The following is a 24,966-nucleotide window of genomic DNA, read 5'->3' on the forward strand; positions in this document are numbered from 1 at the left end:
CCCGTCGGGCCGCCGAGCGCCGGTGCGATCGGCGTCTCGTACCCCACCGCGCTGTCGTTGCTATGAGTTCGGGCGGAGGACTCGGTGGCCTGCGCCGAGCTCGGCAAGGAGGCGGCTCGCGTCGGTGAGGAGCGTGCCCTGCAGCGTGTGTACCTGCGGAGGGGTCTCGGCGTTCGCTTGTTCCTGCTGCTCCACCCGGCTCAGCTGCGCCGACGCGGTGTCGATCAGGTTGGCGAGGCGGCCCGGATCGGCTGGAGACGTCTGGCCGATCGCCCGCATCGCAGCGGACTCACTGCGCAGCAGAGAGCCGAAACCCTCCCTGAAGGAACCGGGCAAGTTGTCGATCTCTCCGCTGTCGAGGGCGTAGTCGAGGGCGCGAGTCATGGAACGCAGGTGGTCCATCATGCGTTCTGCGACGGCGACGGCGTCCCGGGCACGAAGAAGAGCGAAGTAGGCGCTGTCGATGCCGCGGCGGGGATGAAGGCGGTTGTGCTCGATCTCGGTGTCGATGCCGCGGCGAATGCGCTCGCACTCGGCGGAAAGCGTGTGCCAGTCGCGGCGGCATTGCCGGACGTGCTCGATGTCGTGGTCCTCCCCCTCGACGATGTCGACCAAGCCGTTCAGGCGCCGTCCTATCCCGTCATGGAGATCGGCTACGGCTTGCCGGCGGTGATGGACATGACGGGCGGGCGCGAGGACGAGGTGAGCGGCGAGGCCGCAGAGCGCACCGAGAACCACAGAGGCGGCCAGGTGGCCGATGTAGTCGATTTTGCCTTGGCCGGCGGAGAACGCGAAGAAGCCGATGATGGCGACCTGGGTGCCTTGCTGTCCGAAGCGCCGGATCCTCCCGACGCCGAGCGCGATCAAGGTGAGGAGGCCGAACGTCCAACCGTTGATGCCCGCGACGGCTGCCAGAGTGGCGGCGAGCGCTGCTCCTGCCGCCATCGCCAGCAGGTACTGCGCGGAGTCCCGCACCGAGCGGTACACGGTGGCCTGGAGGGCGACCAACGCCGTGAACGGGGCGAACGTGGAAACGGTCGGCGGCAGGAGGTGGCGCGCCAGCACCCACGCGGCCATGGCCGCGATGACGGTCTTGACGGTGAGTACCAGGTCGTCCCGCTCGCCCCCGGGACCCCGTGCAGCACGCCGTAGATAGTCGGCCCGTTCCCTGAAGAACTCCGGGATCACTTTCGGGTTCACACCCCACCTGGGCACCATCCGTCACCTCCCCATCTCCTGCACCACTCTCCAACCACGAGAAACGGCAGGCGACGCCAATCGTCCTTCCCTACGTCCTTGAACACTCCGGGCCGGGGGCCTCGGGCCGGGGCGCGGGACTCGCACCTCACGGTTGTCACCGCTCTGACATGTTCATGCGAGGCGCCCACCCGGCACGGGGAGAGCCGCGTACCGGCCCGGAGGGGCCGGTACCTGACGCCGGCCGCTCTCAGTGCCTGTCCGAGCCGCGGTCGCGTCGACCGGCCTCGCGCTGTGCCTGGGTGTTCGGGGTCAGCGCGTCCCCTGCCTCACCGTCGCCGGTACCCGGCACGACGGCTTCCTCCGCCTCCTTGCGGGCCTCGCGGTCGCCGCTCTCGCCGGGGGCTTCGGAGGGCGGGGTCGTCACCTTCTGTTCTTCGCGCTTCCCCATCTCATCCTTCTTTCCTCGTCCGGGGGTGCTGTCGTGGCAGCGCCTGCCCGTGATCATGGGTGGACACACCTCCGTGTTCGGCGGGTGGCGGGTGGCGGGTGGCGGGCCGGGCATGCGGGCAGGCCGCCGGGGTGGACGTGCTGGACGTGCTGGACCTGCGGCGGACCACCTTCAGCGTTGTGGCGGTTTAGTGTCATATGTGTGAGTGATGACAGCACCGCATCGGGTGGCGAGGTGTCCCTGGACCAGGTACTCAGTGCCACCGTTCAACGGACAGGAGCGTTGGCGGCGGGGGTCTACCTGCTCTCGCCGGATGGCCCGGTGTTGTGCCTGACGGCCGTCTGCGGCCTCCCGGTGAGGGCGGCGGCCCCGTGGTGGCGGGTGACGGTTTCGGCTGCCGGTCCGCTGTCCGAGGCGGTGCGGGAGGACCACCTCGTGTGGGTGGGGCGCCAGGAAGACATGGCACGCCTGTATCCCAACGCGGCGGCCGGGTTGCCGTACCAGTTCGCACTGGCCTTCGCCCCCCTGCACGGTGTCCGTCGGTGGGGGGCACTGGTGCTGGTGTGGCCCGCGAGCCGTCCGTCCTCACTGACCCGTCGTGAACGCGGGCACATCCTGTCCAGCGCCGGCCGCGTCACCCAGGTGTTGGAGCAGGCTTCCGTCCCATGGAGCATTCCTGATCAACCACGTGCCGTGCCCCTGCTGCGGCCCGGCCCGGACCCGACACAGACGGGGCTCGCCGCGGTAGACCTGTTGCAGCGGCTGCCCGTCGGCGCCCTCGGCATCGACCTGCAAGGCCGTATCACCTACCTCAACGACTCGGCCGCTCGGCTGCTCGGCCGCAGCGCCGACAGCCTCCTGGGCGCCCAACCGTGGCAGGCCGTGCCCTGGCTCGACGATCCGGTCCACGAAGATCACTACCGCACCGCCGTGTTCAGCCGCGAGCCCGTCGCCTATACCGCGCTGCGCCCGCCCGACCGCTGGCTCGACATCCGTCTCTACCCCGACGACAGCGGCATCAGCGCCCTCATCTCCCCCCACCCCCGCCGGCAGCCGGCCGACGCCCCCGCGCCCCACATCACCGCGGACCTGGGTGCCTCACCGGAGGCGGCCGGCACGGGACGGATCCACCAGCTGATCCACCTGGCGGCCGCCCTGAGCCAGACCGTCACGGTGGCCGACGTCATCAGCATGGTCGCGGACCAGATCCTGCCCGCCTTCGGCGCCCAGGGCATGGTCATCTCCGCCGCCGACGCCGGACGCTTGAGAATCATCGGCCACCGGGGCTACGACCCGCGCAACGTCGCGGACTTGGACGGCCTGCCCCTGGACACCGACCTCACCCCTGCCGGCCACGTCCTGCAAAGCGGCATTCCGGCCTTCTTCGCCGACCCCGCCGAGATGACCCGCGCCCACCCGCGCACCCCTGCCCTGAGCGGCAAACAAGCCTGGGCATTCCTGCCCCTGGTGGTCTCCGAGCGCCGCGTCGGTTGCTGCATCCTGTCCTACGACCACCCGCACCCCTTCAGCGCGAGCGACCGCGCCGTCCTGGTGTCACTGGCCGGCCTCATCGCACAGGCCATGGACCGCGCGCTGCTGTACGACGCCAAGCACGACCTGGCCCACGGCCTGCAACAGGCGCTCCTGCCGGTCACCCTGCCCGTCATTCCCCACCTCGCCGTCGCCGCCCGTTATCTGCCGGCCGCCCACGGCATCGACATCGGCGGGGACTTCTACGACCTGATCCGGCTCAGCGACACCACCGCCGCCGCGGTCATCGGCGACGTGCAGGGGCACAACATCAACGCCGCGGCCCTGATGGGCCAGGTCCGTACCGCTGTCCATGCCACCGCCGGCGTACTGCCCGGCGAGGTACTGGCCCGCACCAACCGTGTACTGATGGATCTCGAAACGGACCTGTTCGTGTCCTGCCTGTACATCCACATCGACCTGGCCAGGAGACGCCTCCACCTGGCCAGTGCGGGGCACCTGCCCCCGCTGCTCCGCAGTCCCGCTCCCTCGCCGCACACCATCGCGCTCGAAGTGGACCCCGGCCCCTTGCTCGGCGTCAGAGTGTGCAACGAGGCCGACTACCCCGTCACCACCGTCCCCCTGCCCGCGGGGTCCCTCCTCGCCCTCTATACAGACGGCCTCGTGGAAGCCCCCGACACGGACATCACCGACTCCATCGCCGCGCTCGCCGACCACCTCAACACGAACGGTGACCGACCGCTCGATGCCATGGCCGAGAGCCTCCTTCGTCACGCCGGTCTCCCACACACCCGTACCGACGACATCGCCCTCCTCCTCTTGCGGAGCCTCTAGACGCCGCAGGCCGCCCGTCTCCAGCCACTGCCGGCGTTCCGGGCGTCCCGGGCGTTCGACGCCGCCGGCCCACCCCACCGACGGTTTCGCTCGGGGGCGGGCCGGGCAGAAGCCGACGAAACGGACTGCCGTCCCCTGGCCGAGATCACGGGACGTGCCAGAGCCCTCGAACGAACCAGCGCTGCGAGGTGGTGGTCATGCCCACGGACGCGAGCGTCGCCCCGGCCCCTGATGTTTCTGATACCGGTCTGGGGTATGACGCTAAGCCCTATCTGCCGTCGCGGGGCGGGCTGCCGTCCTTGCGGCGCGCGGCAGCCGGTTGCCGGGGGTGCCCGCTGTTCCGGGACGCGACACAGACAGTCTTCGGCGCGGGCCCGGCCCGTGCTCGGCTGATGCTCGTCGGAGAGCAACCCGGCGACCAGGAGGACGTGAAGGGGGAGCCCTTCGTCGGCCCGGCGGGGCAGCTGCTGCGCCGGGCGCTCGGCGAGGCCGGGCTCGGTGACGAGGACGCGTACTTCACCAACGTGGTGAAGCACTTCAAGTTCACGCCGGCCCCGCGGGGCAAGCGCCGCATCCACAAGGCCCCGAGTCTCAGGGAGATGACCGCCTGCCGGCCGTGGCTGGTGGAAGAGATCGGACTGGTCGCCCCCGAAGTGCTGGTGGTCTTGGGAGGAACGGCGGGCAAGGCGCTGTTGGGTTCCTCGTTCCGGGTGGGGGAGCGGCGGGGCGTCCTGCTGCCGATGCCGGACCCGGCCACCGGTGAGGAATCCGGTGCTGCGCCAGGACAGCTGTTGGCGACGGTCCACCCCTCCGCGGTTCTGCGGGCCGACGACCGCGACGCCGCCTTCGCGGGCCTGGTGGCCGACCTGTCCGTGGCCGCGACGGTGCTGGAGTAGCGGACGTTGGGGACGGCGGCCCGCCCGGGAGCCGGTACGGGCCGACCGCGTCGAGCCCGAGGGGGTACGGGGGTTGCCCGGGCCGCAGGCCAGGGCAAGGGTATTGAAATCCTTCGCGGTCCCCGAAGAGCGGGTATGCCCTCACCCGCATGCGTACGACTGAGCGAGGGGGCCGGGAGGCATGGCTGTTGGTCAAACACGCCGGTGAGCGGATCGTTGCCGCCGGTACTCCCGATCCCCGGCGGGCACGGTCGGTGCGTAGTGGCCGCACGCTCGGACAGATCGCGGCCGCAGCATCGAGGAGTGAGCGGCGGTGACGGCTTCCACCGCCGCCACCTGGGCCTACGCCATGAAGCCGAGCCAGTGGCGGTACGCCGAGGCGAACGGCTCGACCCCATCGCCGCCCTCTTCGCGCCGGACCCTCTCCATCAACCACTCACAGGTCCGTCGGGCCGAGTCGACGACGTCGTCGGGGTAGCCGTAGCGCAGTCGGCGCTCGGCGAACTGGTCCTCGTCCTCGACATGGGCCTCGCCGCCCCGAGGCCGTACGACATCGAGATCCAGGTCCACCGTGCGCAGGACGGTTCCGTCCGCGTTCCATTCAGGGACCGTGCACACATCGCAGTACACCTCGGGACCCGGATCCGCGCAGAACGTGGCGGTCCACCACTCGCCACGCGGTACCAGCAGGACGTGCGCGAACCGGCTTGGACGGTCGTCGCCCTTGGAAGAACTGACGGGGACGCCCTGCGACGTGCCCAGCCACACGCCGTGCTCGTCCTCACCCAGCCGGCGGGCAGTCCACCGCGCGCTCACGCTTCCATCGTACTTTCGGACATCGACGAGTACGGGAGTGCCTTCTTTGACCATGCCAAGACGCTAACCCGAGCCGCGCGTCAGGCTGCCTGCGGCGCACAGCCGACCAGAGGTCGGATCAGCTGTGGGCGCCGCGGCCCGCGTCCGGCGGGGATCCCGGTTGGGGGTGCGGTCCGGGTCCTTCGGGGTGTTCGTAGCCGGACTCGCGTTCGGCGCGGGCCTCTTCCTGATGGCTGTGCGTGGTGGAACCGAAGTTGCCGTAGCCCTGCATCTCGTGGGGCCGCAAGCCTTCGGCGGGGAACTCCACGGGCTCCCGTTCCTCGCGGACCTCGTGCACAGCCCCGCCGTCGGGCAGGTGCGGCTGGCTCTCGGTGGTGGGCGGAGCGGGTTCCTTGTTGCGGACCCGCTTACCCAGAACGAATCCGCCGAGCAGGAAACCCACCACGGCCAGCCCGACCACGAGAAACCACGCGATATCGGAGATGGACGTGTGCGCACTCAATGTCATTCCCATACCCGGCATTTTTACCCAGTCGACGATGAAACGCGACGCGACGTCCCGTCTGGGTGGATGCACTCGCCTGCTCCGGCGCCCCGACCGTCACAAACAAATCCGTTCAAGGCCCGCGTGAAGGTCGGGGCGAGGGGTACAGGCTGAGCGAAGACGTCTCCCCGACAGCTGCACAAGAACGCCGAAGGGGTCCGATGATGCACACTTCAAACTTCCCGCCGCCTTCGACGACCGGTCCGCCTACAGCCGGGGCCCGCGCGCTGACGCTGGGAGTGGAAGAGGAGTTCCTGCTGGTCGACCGTGCCAGTCGGACCCCGGTCGGCAGAGCGGCCCCCGTCATCGCCGAGGTGGCACCGTTGCTGGGTGATCGTGTGGAGCCCGAGTTCTACACGGCCCAGGTGGAAGTGCACACGGACCCCGTGAACAACACGGCCGACCTGTGGCGGCAGCTGGCGTGGATGCGCCGAGAGGTCGCGCGGGCGGCCGCAGACCAGGGTTGCCTGCTGATCGCAGCCGGGACCTCGGTCGTTCCTCCCACTCAACCGCTGACCGTGGCCTTCGGCCGCAGGTACCGGGAGATGGCCCTGCGCTACCCGGCCGTCCTCGGCGCTCGCGACCAGGCGGTCTGCGGCTGTCACATCCACGTGGGAGTGGACTCCAAGGCCCAGGCGCTGGCCCTCGCCAACAGGATGAGTCCCTGGTTGCCCGTCCTCCAGGCCATCGGAGCGAACTCCCCCTTCGACCGGGGCGCGGACTCCGGCCACGCGAGCCGGCGGTCGGTCGCACACTCCCGCTGGCCCACTGTCGGCCCGGCTCCCATCCTGAACGAAAGCGAGTACGAGGGCCTCGCGACCAGCCTCGTACGTTCCGGCCTGCTGCTGGACCGCAAGATGATCTACTGGTACGCCCGGCCGTCCGAGCACGTTCCGACGCTGGAGATCCGAGTCACCGACACCAACGCCGATCTCGATACCGTGGTGCTGCTGGCCGCGCTGGTGCGAGCCCTCGCCGCCACCTTCCTCACCGAGCCCCCCGACAACCGGCCCGTGCTGCCGGTCGGCCTCGGGCGGATCTACGCAGCGCACCGGCTCGCCGCCGCGCACGGGCTGGCCGGCGACGGTATCGACCCGCACACCGGGACGCGTCTGCCCGCCTGGACTTTGGTCGACCGCCTCCGGGACCGGACGGAAGCGGCCCTCGCGGCCTCCGGAGACCTGCCGCTGGTCGACCGCCTCCTCGATCACATGCGCGCCGCCGGTGACGGAGCCTCGCGGCAGCGTGCCGCCTACCGCAGACGGGGACGGTTGAGCGATGTCGTCGACGACCTCGCGAGGAGGACAGCGCTGTGCGGGGAGTCGGCCGTTGCTCTTGAGCCTCCACCGACCGCGCCTGACCCGTTGCCGATGAGTGCGTGAGGAGACGGATGTGACGAAGCGCGAACACGCGGCAGGTCCCGAGGACGACGAGAAGGGACCCCCGCTCCCCGACAGCGGGGCGATGGTCGACGAACACGGCCGCCGGCCCGGCGTGCCCTCCCGCACGGGAACGGGATCCAGCTCCCCGCCCGCCGACGCCGACCGCGTGGAGCGGGCCGTGAGGGAGGCGCGGAACGGCGACCCTGAAAGGCGGGCCACGGCCGGCGACGTCCATGACCCCGAGTGACCAGGAGGGCCAGGACGGCGACGACGCCGCGTACGGCCGGGCATGGCTCCGCTCGCTGCCCGTGGTCGCGGTAAGTGCGCGGTCAGGCCAGGTTCAGGTGCAAGGCCACCGTGGTGCCGGCGGGGGAGGTGTGGACCTCCACCAGGTCGCACAACTGCCTCACCACCCACAGACCGTGGCCATGCCGCCGGGCGGGGTCGGGCGGCAGGTATCCCGCGTACCAGTCGACGCCGGAGTCGCCGGAATCGGTGACATCGCACACGATGCGGTGCCCGGTCCGTTTCACGGTGACCCGTCCGTGGCCGGCCCCGTGGCGGACGGCGTTGGTGGCGACCTCGTTGACGGCGAACACCATCCGCTGCGCGCCGGCAGGCGACATGCCCAGCGACACGGCGGCGTCGTTCACGAAGACTCGCGTCGGCCCGAGGTCGGCTCCGAAACTGATCACTGCCTCCCTGCCGTCAGCGACGCTTGAGGCGGGCTTCCGCTCCCATGCCCCGCTCGTCTCCGTCGGGGAGAGGTAGTGGTCGCTGGGGTGCGAGGCCGGGCCGTTCACAAGCTGGGGGTGGGTGCGGCGGGCGTCGGAGACCACGGCCTCGGCCAGGGTCCGGGAGTCGTAGGGGCAGACGATCCAAGCCGGACAAGGCGCGAAGGCGATGTTGATCGCCGCTTCGTAGCGGGTCCACTCCACCGTTTCGAGCGCGTCGCGTCCCTGCCAGACCGGTTCGCCGATCACCCGTACCCGTCGGTGCCGGCTCTTCGCCGTGTGCTGATCGACGTAACGGTAGTAGGCGCTCAGTGTCCGACCGGGGCTCTGGTACCAGCGGTCGGCTGGAACGAACTGCACCTGCGCGGCCGAGCTTCCAAGCGCCTGCCGGAGCAGATCGATGTTGGCGCCGGTAGTGACCGCCAGGACGGCGTCGTCTGCTTCGAGGCCGTCGAGGCAGAAAGGAACAGTCGAGGCCAGGAACTCCTCGTCGCTGCCGTAGACCAGGCCGTGGTGGACAAGGCCCGGACCGTCTCCCGGCCGCGGTGAGATGGGAGCAGTGCTCATGCCGTCGCCTCGCGGTCGCCGACGACCAGGGAGGGCGCTTCGTCCCAGCCGACCATGCTGATCACCTGGGACAGCAGGGGGGCCAAGTCCACCACGTGCAGCCGTCTGCCGGCAGGCAGCCGGTTCGCGGCGTGGATCAGGGCGCGTACTCCGGCCAGGTCGATGAACGCCAGCTCACTCATGTCCACCCATACGTCCCCGGGCCATCCCAGGGCAATCTCCAACGCGTCCTCCAGGACCTCGGTGGCCTGGTAGTCGACGGTGCCCACGACGCGCAACGCCCTCTGGCCCGACCGAAAGGCGGGCACCAACCGCAGTCCCGCTCCGGCGTGAAACTCGGCCAACTCCACAGCCCCGGGGTGGCACTGGTCGAAGGCGTCCAGTTCGGCCGGGGCGAACAGGCGGGCGTCGTACTGGCACACAGCCGAGGCCTGGTGCCCGGAGAACACCTCGTTCGCCTTCGTCTCGTACTCGGCCAACTGCTCGGCACCGGGTACCTTGCGCAGAGCCCAGCCCATCTCGCCGCTGACCCTGAAACCGGAGTAACCGGCTCGCAGAGAGTCCGCGAGTTCCTGCCGCAGGGAAGCGACCATCGTGTCGGCGCTGAACGAACCCGTCGCGAGGTAGCTGTCCGCAGCCGCGGTCACCAACAGCTGACCGCTGATCAGGAACGGATCCGGATCGATTCCCGCCGAGCGCAACCAGCCCAGCACTTCTCGGGGCGCATTCTGGTCGGCGAAGTACAGGACGCGTTCCCGGCGTTCCAGTCCTGCGGACACGAAGGCGGATACCACCCGACGCTGTTCCGCGTCATCGGCGAACGCCAGGCACAAGTGGTCCCCGTGACCCATGTCCTGAACCGAACGCTGCCTGCCTGCCCGCGTGATCACACACCATCTCCTGTATCCAGCTCGAGCACTTGCGGCCGGCGCCATGACGTCAGCCCACTGGAAGAAGCCTCCCCCCACTGTAGCCGTAGCCTCCCGCCAGGCGTCGGGCGCTCAGGCGGCTCGCTTCGTACAGATGCCCGGGCGCAGGTGCTCGCGTGCGGCGGCGAAGCGCGCCGATCACCTGCGCCGGCCGTTGCCCGTCGCCGGCCGACGGGTAGGCGTGCGCCGTCGCGGGCCCCAGGGCGGTCATGACGACCCGGGGGCCCGCGCCATCGTCATGTCATGGCGGGCTGCGATTCCTCCAAAGCCTCCGCGACCCTGCGGGCCATCCTCGCGATGTGGGACGGCAGGTGGTCCTCCAACGCGTCGAGGTCGTCGCACAGACTGGCCTTCAGTCCGTGCAGAACGGCTTCGGTGAACAACTTCTGCCGATCGTCCTCCGGGTACTGGGCCCGCTGCGCCTGGTTCTGGCCTCTGCTGTAGCGCATCATCACCACTCCCGGCTCCGATGAGGGGGTGGGGGCGGGGCGACCCAGCAGGCCGGCCAGTTGCGCCCGGTCGGCTTCCCTGGGACCGGCCGCCCGGTTGCGTTGTTGGCCGAGCTGCAGGCAACCCTCCAGCTCACCCTCGGTCATGCCGGTGTCGTGACAGTACGCGGCGACCAGCAGGGCAGCCATGTTCATCGTGTCCGCCGCGTCCGTGGCCCGGTACAGCGTCATCCGTTGCCAGTCGTGCGCCGCGAACGGCTCTGTGTAGCTCAGCACTTCCTGGCAGTTGGTGACCGCCTCGGCGACGAGTTGGTGGACCGCGCGACGTAGCGGCTCGGGCATCGGGGTGTCTTCCATGCTCGCACGCTAGAGCGAGGGCGGCCCCGCAGCCGCTCGTGGAACGGCCGCGTCACCTGGGCTCACCCGGTCGGACCATCCCTTGTCCGACCCATCGGTTGCCCCGGCACGCTCTCGGCCGTCGAGTCCGGGCACTGTGGGACGTCCGGGGACCGGCTGTACGGTTCCGCGCCGCGGCGTCGCCCGAAGGGCGGGCTCACGGGTCCTTCGGCTCGAAAGTGACATCGTTCAGGGGGGTGACGGTGGCTGACATGTTGGTCCGCATCATGCGCAGTGCGGCCTGCGCAAGCTCCTCGTCGATGTGGGCCAGGGTTTCGGGAACGACGGTGACGTCGAAGTGCCGGATGTGCGCGTCGAGCGCCGAGTAGAGGATGCACTGCTCTGTGACCTGCCCGCACAGGACGAGCCGGCGTACTTCGAGCTGCCCGAGCAGATAGGCCAGGGGGGTCTCGTAGAAGATCGAATGTCGGGCCTTGACGATGAACAGTGAATCCTCGTCCGGAAGGATGGGCTCGACGAGTTCGGGATGCTTGCCCGCCAGGGCCGCCTGCACGAGTTCGCCGTGGTGGGATCGCCACTGGCCGAAGTTGTCGTTCACGTAGACCACCGGCGCCGAGGCGTCCCGGGCGCGCTTGAGGACCTCCTGCAGGGCCGGAAGCACCTTGCGAACCGAGGGGATCAGGCTGTCGGCGTCCTCGTGTTCGTAGGTGTTCAGCATGTCGATCACGATGAGCGCTGTGCTCGTCATGGAATCACCGCCTCACATACTGTTTCTCAGTCCCCGGGCCAGTGCATTCTGCCCGGGCGCCTGCCCGATGGGCATGTCGCCATGCGGCACGGCCGGTCCGCAGCGCACGTCCGGCTTCAGGTACCGGGTCATCGGCTGCTTGGCCGATCCACCAAAGACGCCCTCGCAGCCCGGTCCTCGTCGAACCGGGCGGTTCCACGAGAAACGCGGGTGACGTACGCCCCGGGTGGGATGGAAGGGGAGATCCCGGGCAACCGGATCACGACCGGTACCTCCGTTCCCGGGAGCATTGATGGCCTTTCGGCATCGGCCGCGGTCCGGAGAGCCACGGTCCGGAGAGCCACCGTCCGGAGAGTGGCCGTCCGGAGAGTCGCTGGTCATCGTGGACGAGCATCCACTGGAAGTCGAACGCCCTTGGGCTCGTCGCCGCCGCGGTGCCGATGAGTGCGGTCGCGCCGTGCCGGCGCGCCCCAATCCGGAAATGTCCCTGTGTGGCAGATTGTGATCACGTGATGACGACGTGTAAGGAGAAAGCGTGAGCGAGCAGAACCCCCTCAAGGCCGCGGCGCAGAAGATCACGGGTACGTTGCGCGGCGACGACGCCGGGCCGCAGGACGGTGTGCCGGGTAAGCCGGCTCCGGTCTCACCCCCGTTCGCGGAGCCGACCGTGCCGGCGGAGCCCCTCGCACCGAAGGCCGACCAGCGCGGTCCCGAGACCGTCAGTCCCACCGGCCAGCCGACCGGTGCGGAGCAGGCCCGCATGGCGCAGAGCGGTGCGTACCTGACCACCGCGCAGGGCGCCCGACTGCACGACACCGATCACTCGCTCAAGGCGGGGCCCCGGGGACCGGTGCTGCTCCAGGACCACCACCTGCGTGAGAAGATCATGCACTTCGACCACGAGCGGATCCCGGAGCGCGTCGTCCACGCCCGCGGAGCGGCCGCCCACGGCACCTTCCGTGCGTACGGCACCGCCGCCGGCGTCACCAAGGCCGCGTTCCTCGCCGAGGACGCGGAGACACCGGTTTTCGTGCGGTTCTCCACCGTGCTCGGCTCGCGCGGGTCGGCGGACACGGTCCGCGACACCCGAGGCTTCGCGACGAAGTTCTACACCGAAGAGGGCGTCTTCGACCTGGTCGGCAACAACATCCCGGTCTTCTTCATCCAGGACGCCATCAAGTTCCCCGACATCATCCATGCCGGCAAGCCCCACCCCGACCGCGAGATCCCGCAGGCCCAGAGCGCCCACGACTCCTTCTGGGACTTCGTCACCCTCCACACCGAGGCCACCCACCACACCCTGTGGAACATGTCCGACCGAGGCATCCCCCGCTCCTACCGGACGATGGAGGGCTTCGGTGTCCATACCTTCCGTCTCGTCAACGCCGAGGGCGCCACGACGCTGGTGAAGTTCCACTGGAAGCCCAAGCTCGGGGTCCACTCCCTGGTCTGGGAAGAGGCACAGATCGCGGGGGGCGTCGATCCTGACTTCCACCGCCGCGACCTTGCCGACGCCATCGAAGCCGGCGCGTTCCCGGAGTGGGAGCTGGGCATCCAGACCTTCCCCGACACGCCGGAGCAGACCTTCGCGGGCATCGACCTCCTCGACCCCACCAAGATCGTCCCCGAGGAACTGGCACCGGTCCGGCCGATCGGCCTACTGACACTGAACGCCAACCCGTCCAATTACTTCGCCGAGACCGAGCAGGTCGCCTTCCACGTCGGCCACCTCGTCCCCGGCATCGACGTCACCGACGACCCGCTGCTGCAGGGCAGGCTCTTCTCCTACCTCGACACTCAGCTCACCCGCCTCGGCGGACCCAACTTCGGGCAGCTGCCGATCAATCGGACCCATGCCCCGGTCAACGACATGCTCCGCGACGGCATGCACCAGACCGCCGTGCACCGAGGCGTCGCCCCCTACCGGCCCAACAGTCTCGACGGCGGATGCCCCTTCCTCGCCGGCGCCGACACCGGAGCGTTCATCGAGGTTCCCGCGCACGTGGCAGAAGGCCGCAAGGTCCGCGAGGCACCGGCGTCCTTCGACGACCACTTCAGCCAGCCGCGCCTGTTCTGGCTCAGCATGACCCCGCCGGAACGGGAGCACATCATCGCCGCCTACACGTTCGAGTTGGGCAAATGCTACGAACAGGCGATCAAGGAGCGGGCGTTGGTCGTTCTGGCCAACATCGATCCGCAGCTGTGTGAACAGGTCGCCGCCGGTCTGGGGCTTCCCGCACCGGCCGCCGACAGGTCGCTCACCGACCCCGAGCCGAGCCCCGCCCTCTCCCAGTTGGGACAGACCTGGCCCACCGACGGACGCGTCATCGGCATCATCACCGATGCCGCCGGCGACCTGGACGGAGTCCGCACCGTACGGCAGGCAGTCCTGGACGCGGGAATGGTCCCGCTCCTGATCGCCCCCACAGGCGGAAAGATCGACGGCGAGGGCGACCCGCTCACGGTCCAGCGCACTTTCGCCACCGCCCGCTCCATCGAATTCGACGCCCTCCTCGTCGCAGGTGCTCCGGCCCGCGGCGCGGACGCCCACGGCGCGCGGGACGCCAAGGTCGCGGACACCCAGCCCGCACCCGGTGACCCCAGGCTGCCGCTCCTGTTGAACGAGGCCTTCCGTCACGGGAAGGCCATCGGAGTGTGGGCGGGAGGCGATGTCGTCCTGCCTGCGGCCGGTATCCCTTCTGATGCGGCCGGCGTGGTCCAAGGTGACTCGGGCAGCGCAGTGCTGGAACAGATCGTCCGGCTCATGGGTTCCCATCGGGTCTGGGAACGCTTCCCGACCACGATCTGACCCCGCGCACCGGCCGTGCACCGCGTCCACGGAGCCCGTGGACGCGGTGCCGCGCCGACCGAGCTCCGCTCGGCGGCGACGGAGGCGTGCTCCCACGCCTCGCGGTCCCGGCACGCCCCGTAGACCCGTCCAGGGAGGCCCGGCACACGCTCCTGCCGGCCCATGCCGACGGCACCGGGCATTGCGGACGCCGAGGCGCCGGCGGCCGCACGGGTCTACCGTGGGACCCATGCGGCTCCTGCTGACCTCGGACACGCACCTTCCCGTCCGCGCCAAAACCCTCCCGGAAGCCCTCCTGAAGGCCGTCGACGGCGCCGACGCCGTCATCCATGCCGGGGACTGGATAGACGAGGCCACCCTCAAGCTGTTCGAGTCCAGGGCCCGGATGTTGATCGGCGTGTACGGCAACAACGACAGCCCCGCACTGCGCCGGATGCTCCCCGAGATCGCCTACGCCGAGCTGGAGGGAGTGCGCTTCGCCGTCGTGCACGAGACCGGAGCGGCGGCCGGACGGGAGCGGCGCTGCGCCGCACGGTTTCCCGAGGTGGACGTCCTGGTGTTCGGCCACAGCCACATCCCGTGGGACACCGGCGTCGGGGGTCTGCGCCTGCTCAACCCGGGCTCGCCCACGGATCGCAGACGCCAGCCGTTCTGCTCGTTCATGTCGCTGACGATCGCGGACGGAAGGGTGTACGACGTGACGCTTCACCCTCTCCCTCCGCGGGGCTGAACCTTCCCCCGCGGGCCGTCCGCACCCAGCTGAGGGATACCTCGGCGTCGCACAGCCCGCACGCACGATCCGTCTGGCTACTCGAGGCCGTCGCCGACGCTTACCCGGTGGGACATCAGCCGGTGGAACGCCCGCGCGTCCACCACTGCGGCACCACCCGGGTCGTTGTTGAAGTAGGCGAAGACGTCCGTGTCGTGCGGCCACGTGTTCGCGATGCGGTCCGCCCAACTGCGCAGAGCCGTCACCCCGTAGCGGGGCGACGGCCTGGCTCGTCCCTCATGGAAGCGGACGTACGCCCAGTCCGCCGTCCGCCACAGTGGAGTGACGGGGCGCGAACCGCGGTCCGCCCAGCACAAGGCCGCATTGCGGCTCACGAGTACCGAGCGCACCTCATCGGTCCACCACGACGCGTGCCGCGGCTCGACCGCGACACGCGTGCCGGCGGGGAAGCAGGCCAGACAAGCGTCCAGTACGGCCGCGTCAGCCTTCAGCGTCGGCGGCAGCTGGAGGAGGACGGGGCCCAGCCGGTCGCCCAGGGAAGCGGCGTGCGACATGAGTCGTTGCACCGGTTCCGCCGGTTCGCGCAGACGCTTGACGTGGGTCAGGAAGCGGCTCGCCTTGACGGCCATGACGAAGCCGGGGGGAGTGCGCGCCCGCCATTGCTCGAACGTTTCGGCCGCAGGCAGGCGGTAGAAGGCGTTGTTGACCTCCACCGTGGGGAAGTGCCGCGCGTACTCCTCCAGCCACAGGCGCTGAGGCCGCTGCGGCGGGTAGAAGACGCCCGACCAGTCCCGATACTGCCACCCCGACGTACCGACGAAGAGAGCCATACTCTCTGCCTGCCCGGCGCCGGGCTCGTCATACCGACGGTGGCCCGACAGCGGCGCCGCCTCGCCGAACTGCCCCGTCCGCACAGCGGCGGGAACCGAAGGCGGGCTCCGGACACAGCCGCGCTGCCCGGGGTCCGTCAGGGGAGGGGGGTGCCGCCGGTGGCGTTGACGATCTCGCCGGTGATGTAGCTCGCTTGGGGCGAGGCCAGGAAGACGTAGGCCGGTGCCATCTCCGCGGGCTGGGCGGGCCGGCCAAGCGGGGATTGCTCCCCGAACTTCGTCGAGTCGGGCATCGTCGCCGGGATCAGCGGCGTCCACACGGGCCCCGGTGCGACGGCGTTGACGCGGATGCCCCGCTCGGCGACCATCTGCGCCAGCCCGTGGGTGAAGGAGATGATCGCCGACTTCGTCATCGCGTAGTCGAGCAGGTGGGGACTGGGCTGATAGCCCTGCACCGAGGTGGTGTTGATGATCGACCCGCCGCGCGGCATGTGGGTCAGGGCCTTGCGAGACAGCCAGAACATGCCGTACAGGTTGGTCTTCATCACCCGGTCGAACTGCTCCGTGGTGATCGCCTCGATCCCGTCGGGCTGGGACATCTGGTACGCGGCGTTGTTGACGAGGATGTCAACGCGCCCCAGCTCGTCCACGGCGCGGTCGATCAGGGCCACGCACGCGGACTCGTCGCGGATGTCGCACGGGACGACGACGGCAGTGCGCCCGGCATCCCGCACCAGGCGAGCGGTCTCGTCCGCCTCGTCGGCCTCTTCCGGCAGGTGGGTGAGGACGATGTCCGCGCCCTCCCGGGCGAAAGCCAGACACACGGCCCTGCCGATGCCCGAATCCCCGCCGGTCACCACCGCCGCCCGGTCCAGCAGCAGCCCGTGGCCCCGGTAGGAGTCCTCACCGTGATCCGGCCGTGGATCCATCTCCTCGGTCGAGCCGGGATGGTCCTGTCCTTGATCGGGAAACGGGGGCCCGGGGTATCGGGTCACCGGGTCGGGAACCTCTGGTGTGATGTCAGACATGGCTTCTCCGTGGGGTGCCCGACACGCGGGAAGAGTGGTGCGAGGCGTGGCGGGCACAGGGTGAAAAGTTGGTGGCCGGCGTCCTGGAACGCGGAACGTCCGCCGATCAGTGGCCGAGGGCGTTCTTGAGTTGCTGCTTGCTCATGTTGGAGCGGCCCTCGACGCCACGCTTCTTCGCTTCCTGGTAGAGCTCGTCCTTGGTCTTCTCGGAGGAGCCTGCGCCTCCGCCCGACTTCTGCCCGCCGCGCTGGGAGGCGGACGTGCCCTGAGTGGAGCTGGAGCCGGCGGTCTTGCTCTCGCCCGACCGGGCGCGTTCCTTGTTGACCGTGCGGGAGGCCATCTCCTTCGCGCGCCCCTCGGACATGCCGCGCTTCTCGCCCGACTCCTTGACGTGCTCGTACTGGCGTTCCCGCTTGGGGCTGGATCCTCGAGGCATGGCGAAACCCTTCGTCGATGTGACTTCCAAAGTCATGGTGCTGCTACCCGCAGCGGCCCGCATTTCACGTAGTCCGTTCGAGGAACCGCTGCCGCACGGGCCGGGAGGCGAAGCCTCCGGGCAACGTGACGGTGGACGCATGCCGTCGCCCCATGGGCGGATCCCCGGCAGCGTCGCTCGGCCGGTCCAGGGGCCCCGACAAGGAAGCTCGGCGCGCTCCACGGCGTCTGCGTCGGGGTGCGTGATGACCCCGCGATTCGCAGACTTGAGGTCAGTGAGGCTGCGGACCGCCGTGTCCGTCACCCCTCAGGCAGTCGCCGCTCTTTCACGAGGAGTCTTCCGTGGCCGTGCCCCAGCCGCCGCATACCTCTGCCGCCAGTAGGATCCGGGTCGCTTCCGTGCCGGCCGGTCACGTTTACGTGCGCCACTGTTCGGCTCCGGAGCCCGACGGTGTCAGCCGTCTGGTGGACCCCCGCCCGAACGGCGCTCCCAGTACGTCGCAGCGCTGGTGGCCGCCGGTCATGCTCGACCCGGACTGGGTGAGCGCCCACCACGAGGACTTCGATGTCTTCCACCTGCACTTCGGGTTCGACGCTCAGAGTCCGGCCCAGCTTTCCGCGCTTGTGGACGCCCTTCGCCGGCACGGGAAACCCCTGGTCTACACGGTGCACGATCTCCGTAATCCCCATCAGCCCGACCCGGCCGCGCATGACGCGGCCCTCGACGTGGTCATTCCCGCAGCCGACCACCTGGTCACCCTGACTCCCGGCGCCGCCCGGAGCATCCGCGGCCGATGGAACAGGACGGCGACCGTACTGCCCCACCCCCACGTGGTGGACCTCACCCGTCTCAGCCGGCCCCGGCCGGACCGTGACCGGTTCCGGGTCGGCGTGCACGCCAAGAGTCTGCGCCCCAACATGTCCGTCCTGCCGGTCGTACGCGTCCTCGCGGACACGGTGGCCCAGCTCCCGGACGCCGAACTGCGGGTCAACATCCACCACGAGGTGGCGGACCCGGCCTCCCCCTCCCACGCCCCCCAGGTCCTCACGGCCCTGGCGGAACTCGCCGACCAGGGCCGTATCACGCTCACCGTCCACGACTACTACGACGACGAACAGCTCTGGGACTACCTGGAATCACTGGACCTGTCGGTCCTGCCCTACCTCTTCGGCACCCACTCCGGATGGCTGGAAGCCTGTCACGACCTGGGCACGGCCGTCGCGGCCCCCGATTGCGGCTTCTACGCACAACAGCGCCCCTGCCTGACCTACGGGCACTCCCAGGAACACGGCCTGGACGGGGAATCACTACGGAGGGCTGTACTGCGCGCATACGAGGAGAGGCCGGTTTCCAGGGCTCGCGTGGAGCACCGCATGCAGGAACGTGACGAGCTCGCCGCGGCCCACCGCGCCCTCTACGCGAGCGTCCTGTGACCCAGGGCCTTCGAGTGGCACTCATCGCGTCGGCGCGTTTTCCGATCAGGGAGCCGTTCGCCGGCGGATTGGAGGCGCACACCTGGTGGCTTGCGCACATTCTGACCAGGCGCGGCCACCGCGTGGAGCTGTTCGCCGCACCCGGCTCCGACCCGGCCCTGGGTACGAGGGAACTCCCCGTGCGCAGCGCGGTCTGGAGCGATGCGGCCCGCTCGGATGTGAGCATGCCCAGTGTCATGTGGATGGAGGAGCACCATGCCTACCTCGGGTTGATGCTGGACCTGGCGCGGGACGGCGAGCACCGCTTCGACGTGGTGCACAACAACAGCCTCCACTACCTGCCCGTCGCGATGGCGTCGGCGCTGAGCGTTCCCGTGGTGACCACGCTCCACACGCCGCCCACTCCGTGGCTGGAGTCCGCCATCAAGGCCCAGGACAGCTGTCCCGTCACGTTCACGGCGGTCAGTCGCTTCACCGCCGGAGCCTGGCGGGCGACCGTGCCCGCCGCCCGCGTCGTGCGCAACGGCATCGACACGCGCTTCTGGAAACCGGGCCCCGGCGGCGGCGGTCTCGTGTGGTCCGGCCGCCTCGTCCCGGAGAAGGCGCCCCATCTGGCCATCGAGGCCGCTCGCACGGCCGGAGTGCCGCTGCGGATCGCGGGGCCGATCTCGGACCGGGCCTACTTCCAGGAGCGGATCGAGCCTCTGCTGGGCGAGGGCGTGCGCTACGTCGGCCATCTCGACCGCCGCGGGCTCGTGGAGCTGCTGGGTTCCGCGAGCGCGGCGCTGGTCACGCCCGGCTGGGACGAGCCGTACGGGCTGGTGGTCGCCGAAGCGTTGGCTTGCGGTACGCCGGTGTGCGGATTCGACCGGGGCGCCCTGTCGGAGATCCTCACGCCGGACTGTGGTCTGCTGGCCCCGCCGGGGGACGTGCAGGCGATGGCGGAACTCATCCCCCGCGCCATGAAGCTCGACCGCCGTGACGCCCGCCGACGGGCGGAGGTGTTCTGCTCTCTCGACCACACCGCCGACGCCTACACGAACCTGTACGAGGAGGTGGCGCGGTGATCGGCTACTACGTCCACCACCAGGGCCGCGGCCACCTGCACCGCGCACAGTGCGTCGCCGCGCACGTGCCGGGCCCGATGACCATCCTGTCCTCCCTTCCCAAGCCGCAGGATTGGACGGGGAGCTGGGTTTCGCTTCCGCCGGACAGCGACGACGCCCCTGTGGACCCCACGGCCCGCGGGCGCCTGCACTGGGTTCCCGTTCACCACCCGCAGCACCGCGAACGCATGGGAACGATCGCCGAGTGGATCAGGCAGGAGTCCCCGGCCCTCTTCGTCAGCGACGTGTCGGTGGAGGCCGCCACCCTGGCTCGTCTCATGGGCGTCCCCGTTGTCGTCGCCGCCATGCGCGGCGACCGCGGGGACGAGGCACACCGCCTGGCCTACGATCTCGCGGACGCCCTCATCGCACCTTGGCCACAGTCCCTGCCCGAACCGGACTGGCCGGCGCACTGGCACGCCAAAACCCTCCACACGGGAAGCATTTCCCGCTACGACCATCGCAACGTCCAGGCGCGCGATGCCCGCGATCGGCTGCGCGACAGGGAGGTGGTGGTGATGCTGGGGGCCGGCGGATCAAACCTCACCACCGACCAGATCCAGGCAGCGGCCCAGGCCACCCCCGACTGGTCGTGGACCGTCCTCGGCGGGCCCCACAGCGTCTGGACCGAGGACCCGTGGCCCGTTCTGCGCCGCGCGAGCGTGGTCATCACGCACGCGGGTCAGAACGCCGTCGCCGAATGCGCGGCAGCCCGCGTCCCCACCATCGTCATCCCCCAGGACCGGCCGCACGGCGAACAGCACGCCACCGCCCGGGCCCTGCACGCGGCGGACCTTGCGACCGTACGGGAAGCATGGCCGCAGCCCGTCGTCTGGCCCCGACTCCTCGAAACGACGGTCACCCGGCAGGACCGCTGGGAGCGCTGGTCCCACGGTGGCGGAGCCCGAGCGGCAGCCCGCCTGCTCACCGACCTGGCGTCGCGTACGCGGGGAGGATCCGCATGCGGGTCGCGGTGATCACCTTGGCGGCCGGCCGGCATTCCCATCTGCTGCTGCAGCAAGCGGGGCTCGCACGTGGCACGCGCGGCCCCGACCACTACGTGATCGTCTCCATGGCCGACCCGGAGATCGCGGCCCTTGTCGTCGACAGGAGCCCCACCGCGGACGTTCTCGACGTGTCTCTGCAGAGCGGGCGTCTGCCCTTGGCCGCCGCCCGCAACGCCGGGGCCGCGCGCGCCCTCGCGGCGGGCGCGGACGTGCTCGTCTTTCTCGACGTGGACTGCGTCCCCGGCCCCGGCCTCCTCGACGGATACGCCCGAGCCGCCCAGGACGGCGCCCTTCTGTGCGGCACCGTCGCCTACCTGCCGCCCCCGCCCGCCCGCGGCTACCGGCTCGATGAACTGGCCCACTTGGCCCCGCCGCATCCGGCACGTCCCGCACCCGCGGACGGGCAGATCGTCCGCGGGGGAGACCCCCGGCTGTTCTGGTCCCTGTCGTTCGCGCTCACCGCCGATACGTGGAACCGCGTCGGCGGATTCTGCGAGGACTACACCGGATATGGCGCCGAGGACACCGACTACGCCTCCACGGCGGCCCGGCTGGGCGTGGACCTGTGGTGGGTCGGGGGAGCGGCCGCCTACCACCAGCACCACCCCACACAGAACCCTCCCGTCCAGCACGTCGACGACATTCTCCGCAACGGCGCCATCTACCGGCGGCGCTGGGGGACGTGGCCGATGGAGGGATGGTTGAAGGACTTCCAAGCGCAGGGCCTGGTGGAATACGTTCCGTCCACCCACAGCTGGCGACGCCGCGCCGATGGCAGCGACGCCCAGGCCGCCGCAAGGCCCGTGCCGTCGAGGCTGCCGGAACGTCATGGAGAGGCCCGGGGCGAAGCCACTCCCGCGAAGCGGCAAGCGTAGGCCGGACGGGCGGCGCGGACGGACGGGACTGCTGTGGGGAACCAAACCGGGGCATATGTACGGGACGTCGTTCCGGCACTGCGGGGGCGAGGGAATGCGGCGGCGAGGGAAGCTGAACGAACGTGATCGCTCTGATCGAGACGGTGGGCCGCCGGTGAGACTGCGGATCGTGAGGCCTATCGGGCTCGTCCTTGCCGCTGCCGTGCCGCTCGTGGGTTGCGGGGCGCCCGCCGTGCGGGTGGAGGGCGCACAGGCGGCGAGCCGTGGCTTCGAGCAGGCGCTGGCCGCCCGCGACTTCGTGACGGCGTGCGACCTGACGGCGCCGGAAACCCGCGCGGCCCTGGAGGAAGGCGAGAAGCAGAGATGCTCGAAGGCCCTGGCAGGGCAGGGGCTCCCGGTGTCGCACGCGATGGCCGGCGTCGAGGTCTACGGGCGCCAAGCCATGGTGCGCCTCGACAGTGACACGCTGTTCCTGTCGCAGTTCGAGGGCGGTTGGAAGGTCGTGGCAGCGGGTTGCAGGCCCCGAGGCGACAAGCCCTATCGGTGCACGGTGAAGGGAGGCTGACATGCGCGGTCTCTTCTTCGCGTGCCTGCTCGTGATCACGTGCGGTCTCGGATACTTCATCGCGATCGGGGCGATGCAACGATGAGCGGCAACGGGCGAGCACCCGGCGGCTTCTGGCGGGACAACAGCCTCACCCTGGCCTTCGGGACGGCATTCCTCGCCGCGCTGGTCGGTCAGGCGTTCGCCGGGCACGCCGAGTTCAACGAGCAACTCGCCGTCGACGGGCTGCAGCAGATCGGCTTCGGCGAGTACCTGATGTCCTCGGACTTCGCCGCTGACGTCACCGAGAACTGGCAGTCGGAGTTCCTGCAGTTCTTCCTGTTCATCTTCGGCACCGTGTGGCTGGTCCAGCGCGGATCGCCGGAGTCCAAGGAAGTCCACAAGATCGGTACCGAGAGCGACCGCGAGCAGCGCATGGGGGAGCACGCCGAAGAGGACTCGCCGCGCTGGGCCGGTACGAAGGACTGGCGGCAGAAGGTGTACTCCCGCTCGCTCGGCCTGCTCATGGGGGGCTTCTTCGTACTGTCCTGGCTCGCCCAGTCCATCACCGGCGTGGCCGCCTACGACGAGCAGCAGCTGAGGCAGCTCCAAGCCCCGGTCGGCTGGGGCACCTATCTCGTCACCCCGGACTTCTGGAGCAGAACCCTGCAGAACTGGCAGTCCGAACTCCTGGCCGTCGCGGCCATGGTCATCCTCTCCGTCTACCTGCGCCAGCGCGGATCACCAGAGTCCAAACCGGTCGGTACTCCTCACGCCTCCACCGGCGTCGAAGGCTGAAGCAGCGCCCGCGAGCAAGGACGAAGGCCAACCGCCGTCGCAGGACGGAGCGCTGTCGAAGGGTCAACCGCCCTCGATCACCACGCGATCAAAACCCCTCATGGCTCACCCGTCCATTCGGGGGGTCATGGACATCGGGAGTCGGGGTACAGGCACTTGCGGGGGAACGGCTCCCCGAGACCGGCCGGAGGCGCTGGCCGGCAAACGAGGAAGGATGCTTCCGTGTCGAAGGTAGAAGAGTCCATCGAGGTCGATGTCCCCGTGCGCACCGCGTACAACCAGTGGACGCAGTTCGAGTCGTTTCCGCACTTCATGGAGGGGGTGGAGCGCATCGAGCAGCGCACGGACAGCCTCACCCACTGGGTGACGAAGTTCGGCGGAGTGGACCGCGAGTTCGACGCGGAGATCACCGAGCAGATCCCGGACGAGCGCGTCGCCTGGACCACGGTCGGTGGCGAGGTCAAACAGGCGGGTGTGGTCACCTTCCACCGCCTGGACGACACCAAGTCGAAGGTCATGCTGCAGCTCGACTACGACCCGGACGGTTTCGCGGAGAACCTCGGCGACAAGCTCGGCTTCGTCAAGCGGCAGATCACGGGTGACCTGAAGCGGTTCAAGGAGTACATCGAGGACCGCGGCCGCGAGACCGGCTCCTGGCGCGGCGAGGTCTGACCCCCGATCCGGCCCGGCCCGGGAAGCACCGGCTCCCGGCGCCCTCGCGCGGTTCCGAACACGGCGAGGGCGGATGCTTCCCGCGGCAGGGCCGGCCCGCTGCGGTCGGGAGCCGGCATTTTTCAGCGCACCGGAGGACAGGACCTTGACGACGACGCTTGGTGCTTTTATTATCGGGACCCCGGATCCGCCCGCTCTGGCCGACTTCTACCGGGCGCTGCTCGACTGGGTGGAAGTCGAACGGGAGCCGCAGTGGGTTCGTCTGCGGGCCCCCGAAGAGGAACGCCCCGGCCTCAGCTTCCAGCTGGAGTCCGACCACACCGTCCCCGTGTGGCCACCGCGCCCCGGCACCCAGCAGATGCAGGCACACCTGGACCTGCAGGTCGACGACCTGGAGAGCGAGGTCGAACGCGCCTGCGCCCTGGGCGCCACGCTGGAGGAACACCAGCCGCAGGAGGGAGTACGCGTCCTGCGTGACCCGCACGGCCACGTGTTCTGCCTCTTCCTCCCGGGCGCGTGACCTCGGCTCGAACCGGCTTCGGACCACACCGTCAACGCGGTTGACGTCCGACCGGTACGTGAGCCGCGCCTCGAACCCCCACCAGAACCCGACCCTTCGCCCACCTGGCGGTCCCTCCCCGGCGTGGCCGAACAGCGCGCTGCGGCTCCCGTCAACGGGAGCCGTCGCGGTACCGTCGGTCAGTTCTGGGAGATGGCCTGGAGAAGGTCGCCGACCTTGGCGTCCGGCAGGGCGCGGGCCACGTCGGCCAGGGCGACGATGCCGACCAGGGTGTGTCCGTCGATGACCGGCAGCCTGCGGACCTGGTGGGCTCCCATGGTGCGCAGGATTTCGGCTGCGTCGTCGTCGGCGCCGATGGTTACGGCTTCGCCCTGGGCGAGGTCGCCCGCCTTGACCGTGGCGGGGTCCTTGCCCGCCGCGAGGACGCTCACGACGATGTCGCGGTCGGTGAGCATGCCCTTGAGCTTCTCGTCCGTACCGCAGATCGGCAGCGCGCCGACCTTCAGTCGGGCCATCTTCTTCGCGGCTTCGAGCACCGTCTCGTTCGCACCGACGCACGTCGCGTCCGCCGTCATGATCTCGCGAGCCTTCGTCATCTGCCGTACTCCTTCGTCCTCGTCTCCACGGGTGGTGCGACCGCCGCTGACGTGGTGCCGGTCACGGGACCTATGAGTGCCCCCTGCCCCCGGCCGGTAACGCTATTTGTCCCGAAACCACCCCAGGACCGAACCGAGCCGGCGTTCCGGACCCGGACGGGCGCAGTCGGCCCACGGGACGACGAGG

26 protein-coding genes are annotated in these 24,966 nt (G+C 69.9%); 14 read left to right on the forward strand and 12 right to left on the reverse strand.

The features are described 5' to 3' along the window. Nucleotides 1-60: 60 nt before the first annotated feature. Together ACIRO3_RS26615 and ACIRO3_RS26620 are read right to left on the reverse strand one after the other, a co-directional pair. Nucleotides 61-1,200 carry an aromatic acid exporter family protein gene (locus tag ACIRO3_RS26615; RefSeq protein ID WP_404141025.1) on the reverse strand — a complete coding sequence of 380 codons (1,140 nt, stop codon included), beginning with the start codon at nt 1,198-1,200 and terminating at the stop codon, nt 61-63. Between the two features lie 247 nt (nt 1,201-1,447). Beyond that, nucleotides 1,448-1,648 carry a hypothetical protein gene (locus tag ACIRO3_RS26620; RefSeq protein WP_404141027.1) on the reverse strand — a complete coding sequence of 67 codons (201 nt, stop codon included), beginning with the start codon at nt 1,646-1,648 and terminating at the stop codon, nt 1,448-1,450. A gap of 201 nt (nt 1,649-1,849) precedes the next feature. On the opposite strand from ACIRO3_RS26620, the gene ACIRO3_RS26625 reads away from it, so the two are divergent. Both ACIRO3_RS26625 and ACIRO3_RS26630 read left to right on the forward strand, forming a co-directional pair. Next, nucleotides 1,850-3,973 (forward strand): SpoIIE family protein phosphatase, encoded by a 2,124-nt coding sequence (locus ACIRO3_RS26625; protein WP_404141029.1) that lies wholly within the window; start codon nt 1,850-1,852, stop codon nt 3,971-3,973. Between the two features lie 197 nt (nt 3,974-4,170). Further along, complete coding sequence (locus ACIRO3_RS26630; RefSeq protein WP_404141031.1) at nt 4,171-4,869, forward strand: UdgX family uracil-DNA binding protein; 699 nt, start codon at nt 4,171-4,173, stop codon at nt 4,867-4,869. 342 nt (nt 4,870-5,211) lie between these two features. Here ACIRO3_RS26630 and ACIRO3_RS26635 read toward each other — a convergent pair whose 3' ends face one another. Together ACIRO3_RS26635 and ACIRO3_RS26640 are read right to left on the reverse strand one after the other, a co-directional pair. After that, nucleotides 5,212-5,685, reverse strand: a complete 474-nt coding sequence (locus ACIRO3_RS26635; RefSeq protein ID WP_404141033.1) for a DUF402 domain-containing protein — start codon at nt 5,683-5,685, stop codon at nt 5,212-5,214. 118 nt (nt 5,686-5,803) lie between these two features. Then, complete coding sequence (locus tag ACIRO3_RS26640; protein WP_404141035.1) at nt 5,804-6,199, reverse strand: DUF6479 family protein; 396 nt, start codon at nt 6,197-6,199, stop codon at nt 5,804-5,806. 191 nt (nt 6,200-6,390) lie between these two features. Here ACIRO3_RS26640 and ACIRO3_RS26645 point away from each other — a divergent pair, with 191 nt between their 5' ends. Then, entirely contained in the window at nt 6,391-7,611 is a 1,221-nt protein-coding gene (locus ACIRO3_RS26645) for a YbdK family carboxylate-amine ligase (protein ID WP_404141037.1), read from the forward strand. Nucleotides 7,612-7,621: 10 nt separating this feature from the next. Continuing rightward, nucleotides 7,622-7,858, forward strand: coding sequence for a hypothetical protein (locus ACIRO3_RS26650; RefSeq protein WP_404141039.1), 237 nt, complete (start codon nt 7,622-7,624; stop codon nt 7,856-7,858). Nucleotides 7,859-7,940: 82 nt separating this feature from the next. Here ACIRO3_RS26650 and ACIRO3_RS26655 read toward each other — a convergent pair whose 3' ends face one another. The 4 genes from ACIRO3_RS26655 to ACIRO3_RS26670 all read right to left on the reverse strand — a co-directional run bounded on the left by ACIRO3_RS26655 (nt 7,941) and on the right by ACIRO3_RS26670 (nt 11,395). Further along, nucleotides 7,941-8,912, reverse strand: coding sequence for an anti-sigma factor RsbA family regulatory protein (locus ACIRO3_RS26655; RefSeq protein ID WP_404141040.1), 972 nt, complete (start codon nt 8,910-8,912; stop codon nt 7,941-7,943). Then, nucleotides 8,909-9,802: an MEDS domain-containing protein gene (locus ACIRO3_RS26660; protein WP_404141042.1), complete on the reverse strand. Its 894-nt coding sequence runs from the start codon at nt 9,800-9,802 to the stop codon at nt 8,909-8,911. Before ACIRO3_RS26660 ends, ACIRO3_RS26655 begins: the two co-directional genes overlap by 4 nt. A 275-nt stretch (nt 9,803-10,077) precedes the next feature. Beyond that, on the reverse strand, nt 10,078-10,647 hold the full coding sequence (locus ACIRO3_RS26665) for a hypothetical protein (protein WP_404141044.1): 570 nt from the start codon (nt 10,645-10,647) through the stop codon (nt 10,078-10,080). A gap of 196 nt (nt 10,648-10,843) precedes the next feature. After that, nucleotides 10,844-11,395 (reverse strand): isochorismatase family cysteine hydrolase, encoded by a 552-nt coding sequence (locus tag ACIRO3_RS26670; protein WP_361777802.1) that lies wholly within the window; start codon nt 11,393-11,395, stop codon nt 10,844-10,846. 535 nt (nt 11,396-11,930) lie between these two features. Here ACIRO3_RS26670 and ACIRO3_RS26675 point away from each other — a divergent pair. Together ACIRO3_RS26675 and ACIRO3_RS26680 are read left to right on the forward strand one after the other, a co-directional pair. Further along, nucleotides 11,931-14,204, forward strand: coding sequence for a catalase (locus ACIRO3_RS26675; RefSeq protein WP_404141045.1), 2,274 nt, complete (start codon nt 11,931-11,933; stop codon nt 14,202-14,204). 229 nt (nt 14,205-14,433) lie between these two features. After that, nucleotides 14,434-14,934, forward strand: coding sequence for a metallophosphoesterase family protein (locus tag ACIRO3_RS26680; RefSeq protein ID WP_404141047.1), 501 nt, complete (start codon nt 14,434-14,436; stop codon nt 14,932-14,934). A 77-nt stretch (nt 14,935-15,011) separates the two neighbouring features. On the opposite strand, the gene ACIRO3_RS26685 is transcribed toward ACIRO3_RS26680, so the two are convergent. The 3 genes from ACIRO3_RS26685 to ACIRO3_RS26695 form a co-directional block, all read right to left on the reverse strand. After that, nucleotides 15,012-15,764 (reverse strand): DUF72 domain-containing protein, encoded by a 753-nt coding sequence (locus ACIRO3_RS26685; protein WP_404141049.1) that lies wholly within the window; start codon nt 15,762-15,764, stop codon nt 15,012-15,014. A 137-nt stretch (nt 15,765-15,901) separates the two neighbouring features. Further along, a complete protein-coding gene (locus ACIRO3_RS26690) occupies nt 15,902-16,792 on the reverse strand; it encodes an SDR family oxidoreductase (RefSeq protein WP_404141051.1) in 891 nt (296 codons plus the stop codon). A gap of 106 nt (nt 16,793-16,898) precedes the next feature. Then, nucleotides 16,899-17,228 carry a plasmid stabilization protein gene (locus tag ACIRO3_RS26695; protein ID WP_404141053.1) on the reverse strand — a complete coding sequence of 110 codons (330 nt, stop codon included), beginning with the start codon at nt 17,226-17,228 and terminating at the stop codon, nt 16,899-16,901. Between the two features lie 464 nt (nt 17,229-17,692). Between ACIRO3_RS26695 and ACIRO3_RS26700 the strand changes: the two genes are divergently transcribed. The 8 genes from ACIRO3_RS26700 (at nt 17,693) to ACIRO3_RS26735 (ending at nt 24,183) form a co-directional block, all read left to right on the forward strand. Further along, complete coding sequence (locus ACIRO3_RS26700; protein ID WP_404141054.1) at nt 17,693-18,661, forward strand: glycosyltransferase family 1 protein; 969 nt, start codon at nt 17,693-17,695, stop codon at nt 18,659-18,661. A 14-nt stretch (nt 18,662-18,675) separates the two neighbouring features. Next, nucleotides 18,676-19,728 carry a glycosyltransferase gene (locus ACIRO3_RS26705; protein ID WP_361777823.1) on the forward strand — a complete coding sequence of 351 codons (1,053 nt, stop codon included), beginning with the start codon at nt 18,676-18,678 and terminating at the stop codon, nt 19,726-19,728. Then, nucleotides 19,725-20,744, forward strand: a complete 1,020-nt coding sequence (locus ACIRO3_RS26710) for a glycosyltransferase (RefSeq protein ID WP_404141056.1) — start codon at nt 19,725-19,727, stop codon at nt 20,742-20,744. Before ACIRO3_RS26705 ends, ACIRO3_RS26710 begins: the two co-directional genes overlap by 4 nt. Then, nucleotides 20,729-21,649 carry a glycosyltransferase family 2 protein gene (locus ACIRO3_RS26715; RefSeq protein ID WP_404141058.1) on the forward strand — a complete coding sequence of 307 codons (921 nt, stop codon included), beginning with the start codon at nt 20,729-20,731 and terminating at the stop codon, nt 21,647-21,649. Before ACIRO3_RS26710 ends, ACIRO3_RS26715 begins: the two co-directional genes overlap by 16 nt. Before the next feature lie 169 nt (nt 21,650-21,818). Next, on the forward strand, nt 21,819-22,214 hold the full coding sequence (locus tag ACIRO3_RS26720; RefSeq protein WP_404141060.1) for a hypothetical protein: 396 nt from the start codon (nt 21,819-21,821) through the stop codon (nt 22,212-22,214). An 81-nt stretch (nt 22,215-22,295) separates the two neighbouring features. Further along, entirely contained in the window at nt 22,296-22,991 is a 696-nt protein-coding gene (locus ACIRO3_RS26725) for a DUF6766 family protein (protein ID WP_404141062.1), read from the forward strand. 222 nt (nt 22,992-23,213) lie between these two features. After that, complete coding sequence (locus tag ACIRO3_RS26730; RefSeq protein WP_366000059.1) at nt 23,214-23,663, forward strand: SRPBCC family protein; 450 nt, start codon at nt 23,214-23,216, stop codon at nt 23,661-23,663. A gap of 145 nt (nt 23,664-23,808) precedes the next feature. Next, nucleotides 23,809-24,183 (forward strand): VOC family protein, encoded by a 375-nt coding sequence (locus ACIRO3_RS26735; protein WP_404141063.1) that lies wholly within the window; start codon nt 23,809-23,811, stop codon nt 24,181-24,183. 179 nt (nt 24,184-24,362) lie between these two features. Here ACIRO3_RS26735 and ACIRO3_RS26740 read toward each other — a convergent pair whose 3' ends face one another. Continuing rightward, nucleotides 24,363-24,779 carry a CBS domain-containing protein gene (locus ACIRO3_RS26740; RefSeq protein WP_404141065.1) on the reverse strand — a complete coding sequence of 139 codons (417 nt, stop codon included), beginning with the start codon at nt 24,777-24,779 and terminating at the stop codon, nt 24,363-24,365. Nucleotides 24,780-24,966 lie beyond the last annotated feature (187 nt).

It is taken from the genome of Streptomyces sp. NPDC102278 (assembly GCF_044766345.1).
Lineage (GTDB): Bacteria > Actinomycetota > Actinomycetes > Streptomycetales > Streptomycetaceae > Streptomyces.

Excerpts from the sequence above, each read along its gene's own strand:
- ACIRO3_RS26620 (WP_404141027.1), bottom strand. The coding sequence starts at position 1,648 with ATGGGGAAGCGCGAAGAACAGAAGGTGACGACCCCGCCCTCCGAAGCC.
- ACIRO3_RS26630 (WP_404141031.1), top strand. The coding sequence starts at position 4,171 with ATGCCCACGGACGCGAGCGTCGCCCCGGCCCCTGATGTTTCTGATACC.
- ACIRO3_RS26640 (WP_404141035.1), bottom strand. The coding sequence starts at position 6,199 with ATGGGAATGACATTGAGTGCGCACACGTCCATCTCCGATATCGCGTGG.
- ACIRO3_RS26645 (WP_404141037.1), top strand. The coding sequence starts at position 6,391 with ATGATGCACACTTCAAACTTCCCGCCGCCTTCGACGACCGGTCCGCCT.
- ACIRO3_RS26655 (WP_404141040.1), bottom strand. The coding sequence starts at position 8,912 with ATGAGCACTGCTCCCATCTCACCGCGGCCGGGAGACGGTCCGGGCCTT.
- ACIRO3_RS26665 (WP_404141044.1), bottom strand. The coding sequence starts at position 10,647 with ATGGAAGACACCCCGATGCCCGAGCCGCTACGTCGCGCGGTCCACCAA.
- ACIRO3_RS26670 (WP_361777802.1), bottom strand. The coding sequence starts at position 11,395 with ATGACGAGCACAGCGCTCATCGTGATCGACATGCTGAACACCTACGAA.
- ACIRO3_RS26680 (WP_404141047.1), top strand. The coding sequence starts at position 14,434 with ATGCGGCTCCTGCTGACCTCGGACACGCACCTTCCCGTCCGCGCCAAA.
- ACIRO3_RS26685 (WP_404141049.1), bottom strand. The coding sequence starts at position 15,764 with ATGGCTCTCTTCGTCGGTACGTCGGGGTGGCAGTATCGGGACTGGTCG.
- ACIRO3_RS26690 (WP_404141051.1), bottom strand. The coding sequence starts at position 16,792 with ATGTCTGACATCACACCAGAGGTTCCCGACCCGGTGACCCGATACCCC.
- ACIRO3_RS26695 (WP_404141053.1), bottom strand. The coding sequence starts at position 17,228 with ATGCCTCGAGGATCCAGCCCCAAGCGGGAACGCCAGTACGAGCACGTC.
- ACIRO3_RS26715 (WP_404141058.1), top strand. The coding sequence starts at position 20,729 with ATGCGGGTCGCGGTGATCACCTTGGCGGCCGGCCGGCATTCCCATCTG.
- ACIRO3_RS26725 (WP_404141062.1), top strand. The coding sequence starts at position 22,296 with ATGAGCGGCAACGGGCGAGCACCCGGCGGCTTCTGGCGGGACAACAGC.
- ACIRO3_RS26740 (WP_404141065.1), bottom strand. The coding sequence starts at position 24,779 with ATGACGAAGGCTCGCGAGATCATGACGGCGGACGCGACGTGCGTCGGT.